Source organism: Streptomyces sp. NPDC005195 (genome assembly GCF_040608315.1).
Classification (GTDB): Bacteria; Actinomycetota; Actinomycetes; order Streptomycetales; family Streptomycetaceae; genus Streptomyces; species Streptomyces kaempferi.
The window spans coordinates 230503-246986 of the sequence record NZ_JBEXHZ010000003.1 but is presented as its reverse complement, the minus strand read 5'-3'; the positions used below and the strand labels follow the sequence as shown (position 1 = coordinate 246986).

The 16484-nt window shown below is 71.9% G+C and carries 17 protein-coding genes; 9 read left to right on the top strand and 8 right to left on the bottom strand.

Annotated features, from left to right (window positions below; all coding sequences use genetic code 11):
• Window positions 1–100: 100 nt before the first annotated feature.
• Window positions 101–601, bottom strand: coding sequence for a hypothetical protein (locus ABZV34_RS05560; protein ID WP_356271572.1), 501 nt, complete (start codon window positions 599–601; stop codon window positions 101–103).
• A gap of 37 nt (window positions 602–638) precedes the next feature.
• Here ABZV34_RS05560 and ABZV34_RS05555 point away from each other — a divergent pair, with 37 nt between their 5' ends.
• Both ABZV34_RS05555 and ABZV34_RS05550 read left to right on the top strand, forming a co-directional pair.
• Window positions 639–2054, top strand: a complete 1416-nt coding sequence (locus tag ABZV34_RS05555; protein WP_356271570.1) for a M1 family metallopeptidase — start codon at window positions 639–641, stop codon at window positions 2052–2054.
• A 111-nt stretch (window positions 2055–2165) separates the two neighbouring features.
• The gene (locus tag ABZV34_RS05550) at window positions 2166–2540 is read left to right on the top strand and encodes a VOC family protein (RefSeq protein WP_356271568.1); all 375 of its coding nucleotides are present in this window, start codon (window positions 2166–2168) and stop codon (window positions 2538–2540) included.
• 4 nt (window positions 2541–2544) lie between these two features.
• Here the strand turns inward: ABZV34_RS05550 and ABZV34_RS05545 are convergent, their stop codons facing one another.
• Window positions 2545–3084, bottom strand: a complete 540-nt coding sequence (locus tag ABZV34_RS05545) for a GNAT family N-acetyltransferase (protein ID WP_356271566.1) — start codon at window positions 3082–3084, stop codon at window positions 2545–2547.
• A gap of 203 nt (window positions 3085–3287) precedes the next feature.
• Entirely contained in the window at window positions 3288–3863 is a 576-nt protein-coding gene (locus ABZV34_RS05540) for a TerD family protein (RefSeq protein ID WP_356271564.1), read from the bottom strand.
• Window positions 3864–4061: 198 nt separating this feature from the next.
• Between ABZV34_RS05540 and arfB the strand changes: the two genes are divergently transcribed.
• Both arfB and ABZV34_RS05530 read left to right on the top strand, forming a co-directional pair.
• Window positions 4062–4496 (top strand): alternative ribosome rescue aminoacyl-tRNA hydrolase ArfB, encoded by a 435-nt coding sequence (gene arfB, locus ABZV34_RS05535; RefSeq protein WP_356271562.1) that lies wholly within the window; start codon window positions 4062–4064, stop codon window positions 4494–4496.
• Between the two features lie 122 nt (window positions 4497–4618).
• A complete protein-coding gene (locus ABZV34_RS05530; RefSeq protein WP_168528731.1) occupies window positions 4619–4900 on the top strand; it encodes a hypothetical protein in 282 nt (93 codons plus the stop codon).
• A 496-nt stretch (window positions 4901–5396) separates the two neighbouring features.
• On the opposite strand, the gene ABZV34_RS05525 is transcribed toward ABZV34_RS05530, so the two are convergent.
• Window positions 5397–5960 (bottom strand): flavin reductase family protein, encoded by a 564-nt coding sequence (locus ABZV34_RS05525; protein ID WP_356271560.1) that lies wholly within the window; start codon window positions 5958–5960, stop codon window positions 5397–5399.
• Between the two features lie 372 nt (window positions 5961–6332).
• Here ABZV34_RS05525 and cdgB point away from each other — a divergent pair, with 372 nt between their 5' ends.
• Both cdgB and ABZV34_RS05515 read left to right on the top strand, forming a co-directional pair.
• Entirely contained in the window at window positions 6333–8024 is a 1692-nt protein-coding gene (cdgB, locus tag ABZV34_RS05520; protein WP_356271558.1) for a diguanylate cyclase CdgB, read from the top strand.
• 128 nt (window positions 8025–8152) lie between these two features.
• On the top strand, window positions 8153–9157 hold the full coding sequence (locus tag ABZV34_RS05515) for a carbohydrate-binding protein (RefSeq protein ID WP_356271556.1): 1005 nt from the start codon (window positions 8153–8155) through the stop codon (window positions 9155–9157).
• Between the two features lie 44 nt (window positions 9158–9201).
• Here ABZV34_RS05515 and ABZV34_RS05510 read toward each other — a convergent pair whose 3' ends face one another.
• The 3 genes from ABZV34_RS05510 to ABZV34_RS05500 form a co-directional block, all read right to left on the bottom strand.
• Entirely contained in the window at window positions 9202–10131 is a 930-nt protein-coding gene (locus tag ABZV34_RS05510; RefSeq protein ID WP_356271554.1) for a 1-phosphofructokinase family hexose kinase, read from the bottom strand.
• A 117-nt stretch (window positions 10132–10248) separates the two neighbouring features.
• Window positions 10249–11394 (bottom strand): N-acetylglucosamine-6-phosphate deacetylase, encoded by a 1146-nt coding sequence (nagA, locus tag ABZV34_RS05505; protein WP_356271552.1) that lies wholly within the window; start codon window positions 11392–11394, stop codon window positions 10249–10251.
• A complete protein-coding gene (locus ABZV34_RS05500; RefSeq protein WP_356271550.1) occupies window positions 11394–12344 on the bottom strand; it encodes an ROK family protein in 951 nt (316 codons plus the stop codon). The genes nagA and ABZV34_RS05500 overlap by 1 nt, the downstream gene beginning before the upstream one ends.
• A 137-nt stretch (window positions 12345–12481) precedes the next feature.
• On the opposite strand from ABZV34_RS05500, the gene ABZV34_RS05495 reads away from it, so the two are divergent.
• From ABZV34_RS05495 to otsB, 3 genes are all read left to right on the top strand, one after another.
• Window positions 12482–13747 carry an extracellular solute-binding protein gene (locus ABZV34_RS05495; RefSeq protein ID WP_356271548.1) on the top strand — a complete coding sequence of 422 codons (1266 nt, stop codon included), beginning with the start codon at window positions 12482–12484 and terminating at the stop codon, window positions 13745–13747.
• A gap of 77 nt (window positions 13748–13824) precedes the next feature.
• Complete coding sequence (locus ABZV34_RS05490) at window positions 13825–14052, top strand: DUF3263 domain-containing protein (RefSeq protein ID WP_168533769.1); 228 nt, start codon at window positions 13825–13827, stop codon at window positions 14050–14052.
• A gap of 40 nt (window positions 14053–14092) precedes the next feature.
• On the top strand, window positions 14093–14968 hold the full coding sequence (otsB, locus tag ABZV34_RS05485) for a trehalose-phosphatase (protein WP_356271546.1): 876 nt from the start codon (window positions 14093–14095) through the stop codon (window positions 14966–14968).
• A 34-nt stretch (window positions 14969–15002) separates the two neighbouring features.
• Here otsB and ABZV34_RS05480 read toward each other — a convergent pair whose 3' ends face one another.
• Entirely contained in the window at window positions 15003–16424 is a 1422-nt protein-coding gene (locus tag ABZV34_RS05480) for a trehalose-6-phosphate synthase (RefSeq protein ID WP_356271544.1), read from the bottom strand.
• Between the last annotated feature and the right edge of the window lie 60 nt (window positions 16425–16484).

The window sequence follows — 16484 nt, the reverse complement described above, 5'->3', positions numbered from 1 at the left end:
AGGTGGGCTGAAGGGGAGAGGGGAGAGGGGAGAGGGGAGCGGCGGGGAAGACCGGGGGGTGAGTCCGGGAGGAGACGAGACCGGGCGGGCCGCGGGGTGATCAGCCGACGCGGGGGAAGCGGGCCTGGAGGGTCCACAGGGCCGGGTTCTCGGCGAGGTCGTCGTGCAGGTCGGTGAGGTCCGCGATCAGGTCGTGCAGGAAGTCGCGGGCCTCCCGGCGCAGCGCGGAGTGCGAGAAGGTCAGCGGCTCCTCGTCACGGTGCATCCAGTCGGCCTCGATGTCGACCCAGCCGAAGCGGCGTTCGAAGAGCATGCGGTCCGTCGACTCGGTGAAGTCGAGCTCGGCGTGCTGGGGGCGGGAGGCCCGGCTGCCCCGCGGGTCCCGGTCCAGCTGCTCCACGATGTCGCACAGCGCCCACGCGAAGTCGAGCACCGGCACCCACCCCCAGGCTGTCGACACCTCCCGGTCCGCCTTCGTGTCGGCGAGGTACACGTCGCCGCAGAACAGGTCGTGCCGCAGGGCGTGGACGTCCGCGCGGCGGTAGTCGGTCTGCGGGGGGTCGGGGAACCGGTTGGAGAGGGCGTAGCCGATGTCGAGCACGTACGTGATGGTGTCATGGCCTCGTAGGATCGCGGACGTGCCCCGATCTTCCGTGATCGTCCCCTGTGCCCTGGCTCTCACCCTCACCTGCGCGCTCACCGCGTGCGGCGGCGGGGACGGGGACGGTGCGGCGGGCACCCCGGGGCTGCACGACCCCTACTTCCCGAAGATGGGCAACGGCGGCTACGACGTCACGCACTACGCCCTGGCGCTCTCCTACGACCCCGGGAGCAAGCGGCTGCGGGGCACCGCCCGGATCACCGCGCGGGCGACCCGGAGCCTCGACGCCTTCAACCTCGACCTGAAGGGCCTGGACGTCGCCGGAGTCTCCGTCGGCGACCGGGACGCCCGCTGGAGCCGGGCGGGCCAGGAGCTGACGGTGCGTCCGCGCACCGGCCTCGGCAAGGGCGAGACGTTCCGCACCACGGTCCGCTACGCGGGCACCCCGGAGACGCTCACGGACCCGGACGGCTCCGAGGAGGGCTGGCTGCCCACGGCCCACGGCGCGCTCGCCCTCGGCGAACCCGTCGGCTCGATGACCTGGTTCCCCGGCAACCACCACCCCTCCGACAAGGCGTCGTACGACATCACGATCACCGTCCCCAAGGGCCTGAGCGCGGTCTCCAACGGGGAGTTGAGGAGTGAGACGACGGCCGCCGACGGCCGCAGGACCTTCGCCTGGCACACCGCCGAGCCGATGGCGAGCTACGTCGCGACCGTCGCCGTCGGGGCGTACGACATCACCCGCAGTGAGACGAAGAGCGGTCTGCCCGTGTACGTCGCCGTCGACCCGACACAGACCGCCGCGAGCGCGAAGGTGCTGGCCCGCATTCCGGAGATCATGGACTGGGAGGCGTACAACTTCGGCCCGTACCCGTTCTCCTCGACCGGCGCGATCGTCGACCGCCCCGGCGTCGCCGGTTACGCGCTCGAAACCCAGAACCGCCCCGTCTTCCCGGGCGCCCCCGACATCGAGACGCTGGTCCACGAGCTGGCCCACGAATGGTACGGAGACTCCGTCACCCCCGCGTCCTGGCAGGACATGTGGCTCAACGAGAGCTTCGCCACGTACGCGGAGTGGCTCTGGCAGGAGGACCACGACGGCGACACGGCCGACGAGATCTTCGCCGCCCTCTACCGGGGCGACTACTACGACGACGCCGCCGAGAACAAGGCGATCTGGGACTTCGCGCCCGCCAAGCCCTCCGGCGCGGCCCACATCTCCGACAGTCCCGTCTACGACCGCGGCGCCATGGTCCTCCACAAGATCCGCAGGACCGTCGGCGACGACACCTTCTACGACATCATCCAGGGCTGGGCCGCCACCCACCGCCACGGCAACGCGACGACCGCCGACTTCACCGCGTACGTCGAGAAGAAGGCACCGGGCAAGGACGTCGGCCGCATCTGGAAGGACTGGCTGTACGGCGAGGGCAGACCGGCCACGGCCTAGACCGGGCCGGTTCTTCCCGCCGGCGGGGGCACCCGGTGCTCCGGACCGGCACGGGGTCCGCCGTGTGCGGGCCGATGCGTGCGGGCGGGCGCCGGGGGCAGGCTGGGGGACATGACGACGACGCTCGGTGCCTTCGTTCTCGGTACTCCCGATCCGCCGGCGTTGGCCGACTTCTACCGGGCCCTGCTGGGCTGGCGGGAAGTCGACCGAGAGCCGGGGTGGGTCCGCCTGCGGGCTCCCGGACAGGAGCGTCCCGGCCTCAGCTTCCAGCTGGAGACCGGCCACACGCCCCCGGTGTGGCCGCAGCGCGCGGGCACCCAGCAGATGCAGGCCCACCTGGACCTCCAGGTCGACGACCTGGAGGCGGAGACCGAGCGGGCCCGTGCCCTGGGCGCGACGCTGGAGGAGCACCAGCCCCAGAAGGACGTACGGGTCCTCCGCGATCCTCACGGTCACCCGTTCTGCCTCTTTCTCCCGGGCGCCTGAACTCCTAGGGAGTGTCCGTCCGGCCGGGGGCGTCCAGGGCCTTGCGCAGTACCGCGCACGGACGGCCCAGCCGGCGGTCCTCGCGGTGGTCGATCACCTCGTACCCGAGGGCGGTCCAGAAGGCCAGGCCCTTGGGGTTGTTGTCGAGGACGGCAAGGCGCACGCCGGTGCGGCCGGTGGCCCGGAACCGCTCCTCGACACCCGCCGCCAGTGCCCTGCCGTATCCCTTGCCGTGCTCTCGGGCGTCCACGAGGAGCAGGCCGATCCACGGGTCCGGATCCGCCGGGTCGGGATGGTGCGCCAGCGTGATGGCGAACCCGGCGAGCCGCCCGGCGCCACGGGCGAGCAGCAACTCCACGCCGGGGTGGGCCGCCTCCTCGGCGAGCGCCTCGGCGACCTGTTCCGGGCTGATGTCGTCCGGGTCGGGGAAGTCGCCGCTCAACGCGTTGAATTCGCGGTTGGAGACGTGCAGGGCGGTGAGTTCGGTCAGGAGCGGCCCCGGGATGTCGTGGTCCGGGGCGAGGGGCAGGGATTCGAGGATCACGCGGTGCAGGCTAGTCGTCGGGATCGTCCGGGGACGGCTCCGCCGTCCCCGGACCCCGCCGGTGGCCTGCCGCCCACTTCGTCTTCTTCCACACCAAGCAGTCCCCGGGCCGGGTGCGGATGCCGGGGGCCCTGTTCGTCATACGCGAAGAGCCCCTGGCCCGGGTTCCCGGGTCAGGGGCTCTGTCGACTCGCGCGTACGGATCAGACGCTGACGCCGAAGTCCTGGGCGATGCCCGTCAGGCCCGAGGCGTAGCCCTGGCCGACCGCGCGGAACTTCCACTCCGCGCCGTTGCGGTAGAGCTCGCCGAAGACCATCGCCGTCTCCGTCGCCGCGTCCTCGGACAGGTCGTAGCGGGCGATCTCCGTGCCGCCGGCCTGGTTGACGATGCGGATGTAGGCGTTGCGGACCTGGCCGAAGTTCTGCGAGCGGCTCTCCGCGTCGTAGATGGAGACCGGGAAGACGATCTTGTCGATGTCGGCGGGAAGGCCCGCCAGGTTGACGTTGATCGCCTCGTCGTCGCCCGCGCCCTCGCCGGTGCGGTTGTCACCGGTGTGGACGATGGTCTGGTCCGGGGTCTGCTTGTTGTTGAAGAAGACGAAGTGGGCGTCCGAGTAGACCTTGCCCTGCTGGTTGACCGCGATGGCCGAGGCGTCGAGGTCGAAGTCGGTGCCCGTGGTGCTGCGGACGTCCCAGCCGAGGCCCACGGTGACGGCGGTCAGGCCCGGAGCCTCCTTGGTGAGCGAGACGTTGCCACCCTTGGACAGGCTTACAGCCATTGTTGGGAGTCCTTTCCCTCGTTGCGTACGTGCGGTGTGCCCGTACGGTTGGGCTTCGTACGGGCACGAAGCTACAGCTACCCCTAAGAACGCCAAGAGGGGTGCCGAAGGTTCCGGGTGTCTTTACTCTCTTTACCTTTGCGCCGGACGGACCCCCGCGCGAAAAGCGGGTGACGTGGACCGGACATCCGGGGGACCATGAACCCCATGTCCGGTCCCTATGTCATCCGCGGCTCCGTCTCCCTCCCCGAGGCCGAGCTCATGTGGCGTTTCTCGCGGTCCAGCGGGCCGGGCGGTCAGCACGTCAACACCACCGACTCGCAGGTCGAGCTGCGGTTCGACCTCGCGAAGACCGAGGCGCTGCCCCCGGTCTGGAAGGAGCGGGCGCTCGCCAAGCTCGCCGGGCGGCTCGTCGACGGCGTGATCAGCGTGCGCTCCTCCGAGCACCGTTCGCAGTGGCGCAACCGGGAGACCGCGGCCGTACGGCTCGCCGCCCTCCTCGCCGAGGCGACGGTGCCGCCCAAGCCGCGCCGGGCCACCCGTATCCCCAGGGGACTCAACGAGCGACGGCTGCGCGAGAAGAAGCAGCGCTCGGACACCAAGCGCGGGCGTTCCGGGCGCGACTGGGGCTGAGGGCTGTCCCGTTCCGGCCACCGGGCTCCGGGGGCCGCTCCGACGGCGCCGCGCGAAACGCCCGGCGCCGTACGCGGATTGAGCGGCGGGCCGAGTCGGCCACTCGTGGCTACGCTCGGGGAATGGACGGAAATGAGGACAGAGCGCATCTGGAGTGGTGGGCCAACCGATCGAGCTGCCTGGCACGGATCCCCGTCCGGCTGGCCGCCGGGCCCGGCTCCCGGGCGTGGGACGCCGTCGTCTCGCCGCCGCTGGACAGGGGCGCGCGGGAGGACATGCAGTTCCTGATCGAGGCCAGCCCGTACTTCACCCTTCGCTTCGGCGACGATTCCGTGACGGAGGTCGAAGTGGAGCGGGCGGGAGACCCCGGCCGGCTGCGGCTGAGCGCCGTGCCGGAGGCCTGACGTCACCTGTACGGCCCGCTGTCCGCCGATCCGTTCGTCCGCCGGCGGGCGAAGGGCCACGGGCCGGGCGCGGGGACGTGACGGACGGTCGACGGCGAATTCCTGAAGGAGAACCGCGGGAATGCCGGCCGCGGTCACGTCGGGGAACGCGGGCGAGAACGCGGGACACGGGCGACACGGGAACGCGGACGGATATGCGGTCGGGACCACGGACGGATACGCGGTCGGATATGCGGTCGGGAACACGCCCCGGAACGCGAAAGCGAAGCAATACGGCGGTGGCGCGGCGAACGCCTTGGAGAACGCGAACGAATTCGGTTCCGCCCGGTCCGCCTTCGGTGACGGCCTCGCGCGGGTCGTGGCGGCCGACGGGACGCCCCGTCGGTGTCCTCGCCCACCGAGTCGGACGTGAGAATCGGACCACCGAGCCGGAACCCGGGCCCCGAGCCGGATACCCGAGCCCCGGCCGGCGGGGCGGGCGCCGGCTGCCGGGGTGTCAGCCCAGCTGCCGGTAGCGCCCCTTGAAGTGCACCAGCGGCCCCCCGTCCGCGCTGGGCACCGACGCCGTCAGCACCCGCCCGACGACGAGTGTGTGGTCACCGGCGGTGACCCGCTGCTCGGTGCGGCACTCCAGGGTCGCCAGGGCGCCGCCCACCAGGGGCGCCCCGGCCGCCTCGCCGCGGACGTACGGGATGTCCTCGAAGAGCAGACGGTCACTGATGCGGCCCTTCATGGCGAAGCGGCCGGCGATGTGGCGCTGGCTCTCGGAGAGCACGGAGACACCCCAGAGGGGCTGCTCGTCGAGGAGGTCGTCCATACGGGAGCCCTCGCGCAGGCTGACGAGGACCAGCGGGGGGTCCAGGGAGACGGACACGAACGCCGTCGCCGTCATGCCGACGTCCTCGCCGCCCGGTCCTTCCGGGTCGAGCGCGGCCTCGTGCGCGGTCACCAGGACCACGCCGGCGGCCAGCCGGGACATGGCGGCGCGGAACTCGTCGTTGCTCACCCCCTCAGGATGCACGGAGGGGGTGGCAGGGACGGCAGGGGGAGTGTTCAGCACGCCGAAACGCTAGTCTCCGACCCGGGGCGTCCACATCGGACCTCGGTCCGAGCCGGGTCCTAGGTCCCAGGACGGACACAACCGCTCACAGTGTCTGCACGGCATCTAAATATGTGTTCAGTTAACACACGGGGAAAATGCAGAAACACCACTCAATTGTTCATCTTACGCTGTGACTTGAGTCACAGGAGCCATATTTTGTTGACCCTGTGTACCGAGTGAGCAGCGCGCTGTGATTCAGTGGCGGGGAAGCCAGGCAGGAAGCTACCAACCAGTACGAGCAAGAGAACTCAGGTACAGAGAACCGGTACAGAGAACCAGGTACGCCGAAGACAACCCTGGAGTTGCTGCGAGGTCTCGAGGGGAGGGCGAATGGAAACCGAGTCGGAGCCCTACGTCCGTCTTGCGACCCTGCGGCAGCTGCATCAGGTGATGGCGGACATGAACACCGCGCGGAGCCTGGCGGACACGCTGCAGACCGTCGCCGACGGCGTGGTCACGGGCCTCGGCTACGAGCTGGCGTGTGTCAACCTCGTACGCCCCGACGGCGACCTCGTGGTCGCCGCGCTCGCGGGCAACTCCGCCGCCGAAGCCCTGATCACCGGCCGGGTCGGCTCCCGCGACTCCTGGGACCGCCGGCTGACCATGGGCGAGGCCTGGGGCGACCTGCGTTTCATACCGCACACCGAGGGCTGGGTCCTCGACGACGACGACGTACCGCAGTGGTACACCGACGGCCCCGCGCCCCGCTTCGAGGACGAGTGGCACCCCTCCGACCGCCTCTTCGCGCCGATGTACACCCCCGGCGTCGGCGGCAACACGGGCGAGCTGATCGGCGTCCTGTCCGTCGACCGGCCGCGCAACGGACGACAGCCCGGCGCCTGGGGCCGCGAGGCCCTCCAGATGTACGCCTTCCAGGGCGCCATCGCGATCAGCAACGCGCGTCTGCGGGCCAACATGCAGCGCGCCCTGGTCCGCCTCGAGCGCGAACAGCAGGCCCTGCGCGCCAGCGAGGAGAGCTTCCGCCAGGCCTTCGAGTACGCGCCCTCCGGCATGGCCATCGCCGAGATGGGCGGCGACCAGCACGGCCGCATCCTGCGCACCAACGACGCCCTGTGCCGCCTGCTCGGCCGCCCCGCCTCCGCGATGCGCCGCTACTCCTTCTCCGACCTCGTGCACCCCGAGGACATCGGCACCCTGCTGCGCACCTCCGCCGAGGGCGGCCGCGCGGAACTCAGGCTCGGGCGCCGCGACGGCACCTACGTCTGGGTCTCGCTGCGCAACTCCGTCGTCGCGGACGCCGCCGACGGCCCGCGCTTCCTGCTCACGCACGTCGAGGACATAGAGGAGCGCAAGCGCCGCGAGCTGCAGCTCGCCCACCGCGCCTCGCACGACTCGCTCACCGGCCTGCCGAACTCGGCGGAGCTGCGCTCCCGCCTCGGCTCCCGGCTGTGCCCGCGCCCGCAGGCCCTCCAGCCCGGCGCGGTCGAGTCGCTGGACGCCGCCTACGGGCACGGGCCGTACGCGGAGCAGGCGGCCGAGCACGGCGCCTTCGACGGGCACGCCGCGGCGCACGGCTTCGACTTCGGGCCGGGCGCGGCGGCCTACGACGCCTTCGACCATCATGTGCACACCATCGCGCCCGAGGGCGAGACGGACGACGGTGCCAAGGGGCTCGCGGTGCTCTTCTGCGACCTCGACGGCTTCAAGTCGATCAACGACCGGTTCGGGCACAACGCGGGCGACGCCGTGCTCATCGAGGTCGCCCGGCGCCTGACCCACGGTGTCCGCGACGGCGACACGGTCGCCCGGCTCGGCGGTGACGAGTTCGTGGTCCTCGCCGACGGTCTCGGCCGGGCGGACGCGGCCGACCTCGCCGTACGGCTCCGGAACGCGATCATCCCGCCGATCCGGGTCGACGGCCGGGCGGTCCGGGTGGGCGCCAGTTTCGGCATCGGATGGGCCCACTGCGGCATGACGGCGGACGAGGTCTTGAAATCCGCTGACGAACGGATGTACGTGGAGAAACGGTCTCGTCCCAAACAGCATCGGCGCGCCGGATAAGTCACAGGTCAGGGGGTTGATGCGGTGAAGGCCACCCGTTTGGCCCCCTGGGAGCGGGTAGGCTCGGCCTTCACGTGCTTCATATCGTGGACCGCATCTGTACCGCACCTGTTGAGGAGTACCTAGGGATGACGCCCGGCAACAACGGCGCGAGCACGCCCGAGGACGACGACCCGTTCGGCTACCTGTACGCCGACGGTCAGGCCAACGGCGCCACCCCGCCCAGCGGAGGTGGCGGTTACGGCTACCCGGGCTCGGTCAACCGGGTGCGGGCGGTCGGCGAGCGCCAGTACGGCCAGCAGCAGGCCGGCTACGGCCAGCAGCAGGCCGCCGCCCCCACCGCGCCGTACGGCCAGGTCCCGCAGCAGGGGTCCTACGGTCAGCCCGGCCAGCAGCAGCCCGGCCACGGCCGGCCGAACACGCACTATGCGGCGCCCGAGACGGCCCCCGGTGGCGCGCCCGCCTCCCGGCAGTCGTCCGGCGGCGGTGGCGGCCGTGGTCGCGGCCCGAACACCAAGGGCCTGCTGATCGGCGCGATCGCCGTGGTCGCGGCCGTCGTCATCGGCATCGGCGTCGCGATGATGGGCGGCGACTCGAACGGCGGCAAGGGCGGCGACGCGGCGGGCTCGTCCCCGCAGGCCTCGCAGAGCGCGGAGCCGAGCAAGTCGGCCGGCGAGCAGCCGGCGGAGGCCGGCAAGCTGCCCGCCATCGACGCCAAGGCGCTGCGCCTGGAAGGCGGCGCCACCACGGCGTCCGACGTCGAGGGGGCGAAGTCGGACGGCGGTGTCTACGTCGCGGGCTTCAACCAGGCCGGCGCCTCCGTCACCTGGACCGTCAGCGGTATCCCCAAGTCCGGCAAGTACAGCGTGTACGTCGGTTACAGCGTCCCCGGCAAGGACGGCACCGCCACCCTCACGGTCAACGGCACGGCTTCCAAGACGCCTGTCGGCCTGAAGAACTGGGCGGGCGGCCCCGCGGGCGACTACAAGAAGGGCTGGACGAAGACCTACAACTGGATCCAGCTCGACAAGGGCACGAACGCCATCAAGGTCTCGTGCGAGCAGGGCAACCAGTGCGACGCCCTCATCGACCAGATGTGGCTGGTCGACGGCTGGGTCAAGTCCGGCGGCTGAGTTCCGGCAGCGTCCGGCTTCGGCCGGGCGTGGCCGGTCTTTTCTCAGGCCGCGCTGGTCTCCCCGGTCAGCGACACCCGTTCCACCAGTTCCTCGTACACGTCGCGGTCGAACTCGCCCGCCACCGGGGCCAGTACGGTCGCCGTGGACAGGGCGACGGCCCGTGCCAGGCGTTCCGGCCAGGGCAGATGTTCCACCAGGCCCGACAGCAGGCCCGCGACCGCCGAGTCGCCCGCGCCCGTCGGATTGCCGTGCACGCGGTGGGGCGGCGCGGCCCGCCAGAGGCCCTCCGGCGTGTGCGCGAGCAGCCCCTGGGCGCCCAGTGAGGCCACCACGGCGTGCGCGCCACGCCTGCGGGCGTCGCGGGTGGCCTGCAACGGCTCGTGGGAGCCGGTGAGTTCGGCCAGTTCGTCGGCGTTCGGCTTGACGATGTCGGGGCGGGCGGCGACACCTCGGCGCAGCGGTTCGCCGCTGGTGTCGAGGAGGACCGGGACGGCTGCCGCGCGGGCCGAACGGACCAGCCCCGCGTACGCGCCCACCGGCACCCCCGGCGGCAGGCTGCCGCACAGGGCCACCGCCGAGGCGGAGCGCAGCAGATGCTCGTACGTCTCCTGGAAGGCCGCCCACTCCGCCGGGGATATCTCCGGACCGGGCTCGTTGAGCTGAGTGGTGTCACCCGTCGCCGTGTCGACCACCGCTATCGTGCGGCGCGTCGGGCCGGACACCGGGACCAACGCGTCCACCAGGCCGGGGCTGCCGGTGAGTTGCTCCTGGAGAGAGCGACCGGTGGCGCCGCCCGTGAAGCCCGTGACCGTCACCCGGTGACCGAGGGCGGCGAGCACCCGGGCCACGTTCAGGCCCTTGCCGCCGGGGCGTTCGGTCACCTCGGTCACCCGGTGCGAGGTGTGCGGCCGCAGGGACCGTACACGGTAGGTGATGTCGACGGCGGTGTTCAGTGTGACCGTGAGGATCACCTGGGCCGACCTCCCCCTATGCGCTTGCCGACAGTTCCGGAGGCACGATCATGCCAAACGCGACGGCGGTCGGCCCAGTCCCCCGGGCCGACCGCCGCACGGCAACAAACGGATGAATCAGCCCAGTTGGGGATCGACCACCCATTCGCCCTTGCGCATGACGCCCTTGAGCGCGAACTCCGCGTCGAGAACCACCAGGTCGGCGTCCTTGCCCGCCTCCAGCGAGCCCACCCGGTCGTACGCGCCCAGCAGCTTGGCCGGGTTGGCGGACAGGGCCGAGACGACGTCCTCGACCGACAGCCGGTCGACCGTGACCGCCCGCTGGAAGGCGCGGTCCAGGGTGAGCGTGGAGCCCGCGATGGAGCCGCCCTCCACCAGCCGCGCGACGCCCTCGCTGACCTCGACCTCCAGCGGACCGAGCAGATAGCGGCCGTCGCCGAAGCCCGCCGCGTCCATGGCGTCCGTGATGAACGCCACCCGGCCCGCGCCCGCGTGATGGAACGCCAGTTGGAGGGCGGCCGGGTGGAGATGGGTACCGTCGTTGATCAGCTCGACGGTGATCCGCTCGTCCTCCAGGAGGGCCGTGATCGGTCCCGGCGTGCGGTGGCCGAGCGGGGGCATCGCGTTGAACAGGTGCGTGGCCACGGTCGCGCCCGCGTCGATGGCCTCCACCGTCTGCTCGTACGTCGCGTCCGTGTGCCCGATCGCCGCGATCACCCCGTGCTCCGCCAGCAGACGCACCGAGTCGAGGCCGCCCGGCAGTTCGGTGGCGAGGGTGACCATCGCGGCCCGGCCGCGCGCGGCGTCGATCAGCTTGCGGACCTCGGCCGGGTCCGGGTCGCGCAGCAGTTCCTCGGAGTGGGCGCCCTTGCGGCACGGCGAGATGAACGGGCCCTCGAAGTGGATGCCCGCGATGTCGCCCTGCTCGGCCAGCTCGGAGAGCAGCCCGGCGCGCTGCGCCAGGCCGTCCATGTCACCGGTCACGGTCGAGGCGACGACCGTGGTGGTGCCGTGCAGCCGGTGCGTGCGCACGCCTCGCAGGACCTCCTCGACGGTGCCGGAGGTGAAGGAGGCGCCGCCGCCGCCGTGGTTGTGCAGGTCGACGAAGCCGGGCACGAGCCAGTGGCCGGACAGATCGATGGTCGGGGTGCCGTCGGCCGTGCTCCCGGCGATGCGCGTGCCGTCGACGATCACGCGTCCGCCGTCCACGACTCCGGTGGGCAGGACCACCCTGGCACCGGAGAGAACCTTGCTAGGGGCCATCAGGTGGTTACCTCCGAGCGGTCGGTGAGGGGAGTTTCGAGCAGGTCCCAGGCCAGCAGGCCCGCGCCCAGGCAGCCCGCCGTGTCCCCGAGGGCCGCCGGGACGAGCGACGGCAGCTTCTGGAAGGTGACGCGTCGCTCCACGGCGGCCCGCAGGGGTGTGAACAGGGTGTCCCCGGCCTCGGCGAGACCGCCGCCGATGATCAGGGTGCGGGGGTCCAGCAGGGTCAGCGCGGTGACGAGTCCGTCGGCGAGCGCGTCGACGGCGTCCTGCCAGACCCGTACGGCCCGCGGGTCCCCGGACTCCACGGCCTTCGCGCAGTCGGCCGCGTCGGCGTCGGGAGCTCCGGAGGCCTCGGCCCAGGCCTGGCTGACGGCCGCCGCGGACGCGTACCGCTCCAGACAGCCGTGCTGTCCGCACGGGCACGCGGCGCCTGCGGGGCGTACGACGATGTGGCCGATCTCGCCGGCGAAGCCGTGCGCGCCCGCCTCCACCGCGCCGTTGATGCCGATGGCGCCCGCGATGCCGGTGCCGAGAGGGACGAACAGGAAGCGGTCGGCGCCCTGACCCGCGCCGATCCGGCCCTCCGCGAGGCCGCCGGTGCGCACGTCGTGCCCGAGGGCCACGGGTACCCCGCCCAGCCGCTCGCCGACCAGCCGGCGCATCGGCACGTCGCGCCAGCCGAGATTGGCCGAGTAGACGGCGGTGCCGTTGTCGGCGTCGACGATGCCGGGGACGGCGACCCCGGCGGCCGCCGCGGGTGCGCCGAAGCGCCGCTCGCCGTGGGCGCGCAGCTCCGCCGCGAAGTCGAGGATCGCGCCGACCACGGCGTCCGGGCCGCGTTCCCGGCCGGTGGCGCGGCGGGCCTGGTGGAGCAGCTCGCCCGCGGGCCCGACGAGGGCGGCCTTCATCCCGGTGCCGCCCACATCGAGGGCGATGACATGTCTCACGGGGACAGTCTCGCCCCTTACCCCAGGAGAGGTCTAGTCCACTCACGTGGTGTAGACCTTGTATCCGCATTCCGAGACGGATGCAATGGACGCAGAAGCAAAGACGGCAAGACGGCGCAGGGGTGGGAGACGACAGCGTGCAGCGACGTAGGACTGGACTGGTCGCGGTGATGTCCGCACTGGGTATGACGGCGACCCTCGGGGGCTGCGGCAGCTCGGACGGGTCCGCGGACGTGACCCTCGAACTCGTGGCGGCCGACTACGGCGACTCCGAGGCCAACAGCTCCCAGAAGTACTGGGACACCCTGGTCAAGGGATACGAGACCGCGCATCCGGGTGTGCGTGTCGAGGTCAGCGTGTACCCCTGGACCGATGTCGACCGCAAGGTCGGCGAACGGGTGGCGGCGGGCCGGGCGCCCGACATGGCGCAGATCGGCGCGTACGCGGACTACGCCGCCAAGGGCCGGCTCTACAGCGTCGATCAGGTGCTTTCCATCCCGGTCCAGGCCGACTTCGTCTCCCAGCTCACCGAGGCGGGCCAGATGAACCGGGTGCAGTACGGCATGCCGTTCGCGGCCTCCACGCGGCTGCTGTTCTTCAACGAGAAGCTCTTCGCCGACGCCGGTCTCACGCCGCCGCAGAGCTGGAGCGAGCTCGCGGCCGACGCCCGCGTGCTCAAGTCGCGGGGCGTGAAGTTCCCCTACGCCCTGCCGCTGGGCCCGGAGGAGGCGCAGGCGGAGACCATGCAGTGGCTGCTGAGCGGCGGCGACAGCTACACCGACGACGTCGGCACGTACCACCTCGACTCGACGGAGAACGTCGGCACGCTCACCTGGCTCAAGAACGAACTGGTCGGTAAGGGGCTCACCGGACCCGTCGCACCTGCCAAGCTCAACCGCGCCGACGCTTTCGCGGCGTTCGCCCGGGGCGAGGTCGGGATGCTCAACGGGCACCCCACGCTGATGAAGGCGGCGGCCGACAAGGGTGTGAAGTTCGGCATGGTGCCGATGCCGGGCGTCGACGGCACGGCCAAGGCGACGATGGGCGTCGCCGACTGGATGATGGCGTTCAAGCACAACGGCCACCGGGAGCAGATCGGCTCCTTCCTGGACTACGTCTACAGCGAGAAGAACGTGCTGGCCTTCTCCCACGAGTACGACCTGCTGCCGGTGACGACGTCCGCGTCCCAGGCGATGAGCGCCGACGTGAAGGACAAGGAGCTCGTCCCGTTCCTCGACGAGCTGCCCACCTCGCAGCTCTACCCGGTCGGCAAGATGTCCTGGGCGTCCGTCAGCGCCGACATCAAGCGGGACATCGGCAAGGCGGTCGCTCCCGACGGCAGCCCGTCCGGGGTCCTCGGCGCGTTGCAGCGCACGGCGACCATCAGGGACAGCAGGCGCTGACAGACCGGACGGACCGGTGGACCGGTGCACCCGGGCGGGTGTCGGTGGTGGGGGTTACGGTGCTGTCCATGACGTCCATGGAGGAGCTCGGGGCGCGGGAGCGGGCGGTTCTCGCCATGGAGCGGCGGGGGTTCGCCGGGCCGGGTGCGAAGGAGCGGGCGATAAGGGAGCAGCTCGGGTTGGCGCCGGTGCGGTATTACCAGCTTCTCAACGCCCTGCTCGACGATCCGCGGGCGCTGGCGCATGATCCGGTCACGGTGAACCGGCTCCGCCGGATCCGGGCGGGCCGCCGCGACGACCGCTGAACCGGGGGTTTGTTCGGGGTCGCGCCGATAGGGTCGGCGCATGGGCAGTCATGCGGAATCCCCGGAACACCCCGAGACCACGGACACCGTCCCGACACCGGCGACCGCCGCGGGCAGGGACGGGCTGCAAGCCATCCTCACGCACCCCGCCCGCACCGTGATCGCACTCGACTTCGACGGAACCCTCGCCCCCATCGTCCCCGACCCCGAGCAGGCCCGCGCCCACCCCGCCGCGGTCCCCGCCCTCGCGGCCCTCGCCCCGAAGGTGGCCTCGGTCGCCGTCGTCACCGGCCGCCCCGCCGGCGTCGCGGTGCGCCACGGCGGCTTCGCGGGTGTCCCCGGCCTCGACCACCTCGTCGTCCTCGGCCACTACGGGGCCGAACGCTGGGACGCCCGCACGGGCACCGTCAGCGCCCCCGCCCCCCACCCCGGCGTGGCGGCCGTCCGCGCCGAGCTGCCGGGAGTCCTCGACCGGATCGGCGTCTGGCAGGGCACCTGGATCGAGGAGAAGGGCCGCGCGGTCGCCGTCCACACCCGCCGCGCCACGGACCCGCAGGCCGCCTTCGAGTCCCTGCGCGAACCCCTCGCCGACCTCGCCACCCGGCACGGCCTGATCGTCGAACCCGGCCGGATGGTCCTGGAACTGCGCCCGCCGGGCATGGACAAGGGCGTCGCCCTCCTGGAGTACGTCCGCGAGGTGGGCGCCGAAGCCGTCCTCTACGCGGGCGACGACCTCGGTGACCTCCCCGCCTTCGCCGCCGTCGACAAACTCCGCTCGGACGGCGTCCCGGGCCTGCTGGTGTGCAGCGGCAGCTCGGAGGTCGCGGAACTCGCCGAACGCGCCGACCTGGTGGTGGACGGCCCCGCCGGGGTCGTGCGCCTGCTGAGGTCCCTGGCCGACCGACTGGACCGGTAGCCCCGGCCGTCGCGGCGGCCGTGACGCGACGGCCTCACTCCTCCAGCGCGCGCAACTGCTCCAGGAACCACTGCGCCGGAGGCAGGGCCGTCGCCGCCGCGGCGAGCCGCTTCGTACGCTCGGCCCGCTCACCGGCCGGCAGCGACAGGGCCTCGTGCAGCGCCCGCGCGGTGCCGACCACGTCGTACGGGTTCACCGCGACCGCGTCCTCGCCCAGCTCCTCGTACGCCCCGGCCTCCCGGGACAGCACCAGCACGCACCCCTCGTCGGAGACGACGGGCATCTCCTTGGCGACGAGGTTCATACCGTCCCGGATGGGGTTGACGAGAGCGACGTCGGCGAGCCGGTAGGCGGCCAGCGAGCGGGCGAAGTCGTCCTTGACGTGGAGCACGACCGGCGTCCAACCCGGTTTCCCGTACTGGGAGTTGATCTCGTCCGCCAGGGTCTGCACGGCGGCCGTGTAGTCCCGGTAGACCGCCAGGTCCTGCCGGGAGGGGTAGGCGAAGGCCACGTGGACCACCCGCTCGCGCCACTCCGGGCGGTCCTCCAGGAGCTGCCGGTACGCCAGCAGGCCCCGCACGATGTTCTTCGACAGCTCGGTGCGGTCGACCCGCACGATCGCCCTGCGGGCGCGGCCGTCGGGGCCCTCTCCGATCTGCTCGCGCAGCGCGGCCATCCGCTCGGCGACGTCCCCCTCGTGGGAGCGCCCGCGCAGGAAGTCCGCGTCCGCGCCGAGCCCGTGCACGCCGACCCGGGTGTCGCCGAGCCCGCCGACGAGCGCCTCGCAGCAGGCGGTGAACGCGTTCGCCCAGCGGTGCGTCAGGAAGCCCAGCCGGTCCGCGCCGAGCATGCCGCGCAGGACCTGCCCGGCGATGTCGTCGGGCAGCATGCGGAAGTAGTCGACCGGCGCCCACGGGGTGTGGGAGAAGTGGCCGATACGCAGGTCGGGGCGGAGTTCGCGGAGCATGCCCGGGACCAGGGTCAGGTGGTAGTCCTGCACGATCACCACGGCGCCCTCGGCCGCCTCGTCCGCCAGGGCTCGCGCGAACGCGCGGTTGTAGTCCTCGTACGACGACCACTGGCGCCGGAACTCCTGGTCGAAGACCGGCTCCAGCGGTGTCTGGTACAGCATGTGGTGGACGAACCACAGCACCGAGTTCGCGATGCCGTTGTACGCGTCCGCGTGCACCGCGGCGTCGATGTCCAGCATCCGCACGCCGTCCTCGCCGACCCCGCGCCGGACCGCCTCGCGGTCACCCTCGCCGAGCGCCGAACACACCCAGAGGGCCCCCGCGTCCGGACCGATCGCGGAGAGGCCCGAGACCAGCCCGCCCCCGCCGCGCCGGGCCTGGAGCGAGCCGTCCTCGCGCACCTCGTAGGAGACCGGGCCGCGGTTGGACGCGACGAGGATCCGGTGGGCGCCGTGCGGTGAAGCCGATGAAGCCGTTGAAGCCATGCCTCGAAACCTAGCCCGGCACCGAAACGCTCAAACGTTCCCGTCGGCCGTATGCGACGA

Excerpts from the sequence above, each read along its gene's own strand:
- otsB (WP_356271546.1), top strand. The coding sequence starts at position 14,093 with ATGGGCAGTCATGCGGAATCCCCGGAACACCCCGAGACCACGGACACC.
- ABZV34_RS05480 (WP_356271544.1), bottom strand. The coding sequence starts at position 16,424 with ATGGCTTCAACGGCTTCATCGGCTTCACCGCACGGCGCCCACCGGATC.
- ABZV34_RS05490 (WP_168533769.1), top strand. The coding sequence starts at position 13,825 with ATGGAGGAGCTCGGGGCGCGGGAGCGGGCGGTTCTCGCCATGGAGCGG.
- cdgB (WP_356271558.1), top strand. The coding sequence starts at position 6,333 with ATGGAAACCGAGTCGGAGCCCTACGTCCGTCTTGCGACCCTGCGGCAG.
- arfB (WP_356271562.1), top strand. The coding sequence starts at position 4,062 with ATGAACCCCATGTCCGGTCCCTATGTCATCCGCGGCTCCGTCTCCCTC.
- nagA (WP_356271552.1), bottom strand. The coding sequence starts at position 11,394 with ATGGCCCCTAGCAAGGTTCTCTCCGGTGCCAGGGTGGTCCTGCCCACC.
- ABZV34_RS05540 (WP_356271564.1), bottom strand. The coding sequence starts at position 3,863 with ATGGCTGTAAGCCTGTCCAAGGGTGGCAACGTCTCGCTCACCAAGGAG.
- ABZV34_RS05515 (WP_356271556.1), top strand. The coding sequence starts at position 8,153 with ATGACGCCCGGCAACAACGGCGCGAGCACGCCCGAGGACGACGACCCG.
- ABZV34_RS05550 (WP_356271568.1), top strand. The coding sequence starts at position 2,166 with ATGACGACGACGCTCGGTGCCTTCGTTCTCGGTACTCCCGATCCGCCG.
- ABZV34_RS05530 (WP_168528731.1), top strand. The coding sequence starts at position 4,619 with ATGGACGGAAATGAGGACAGAGCGCATCTGGAGTGGTGGGCCAACCGA.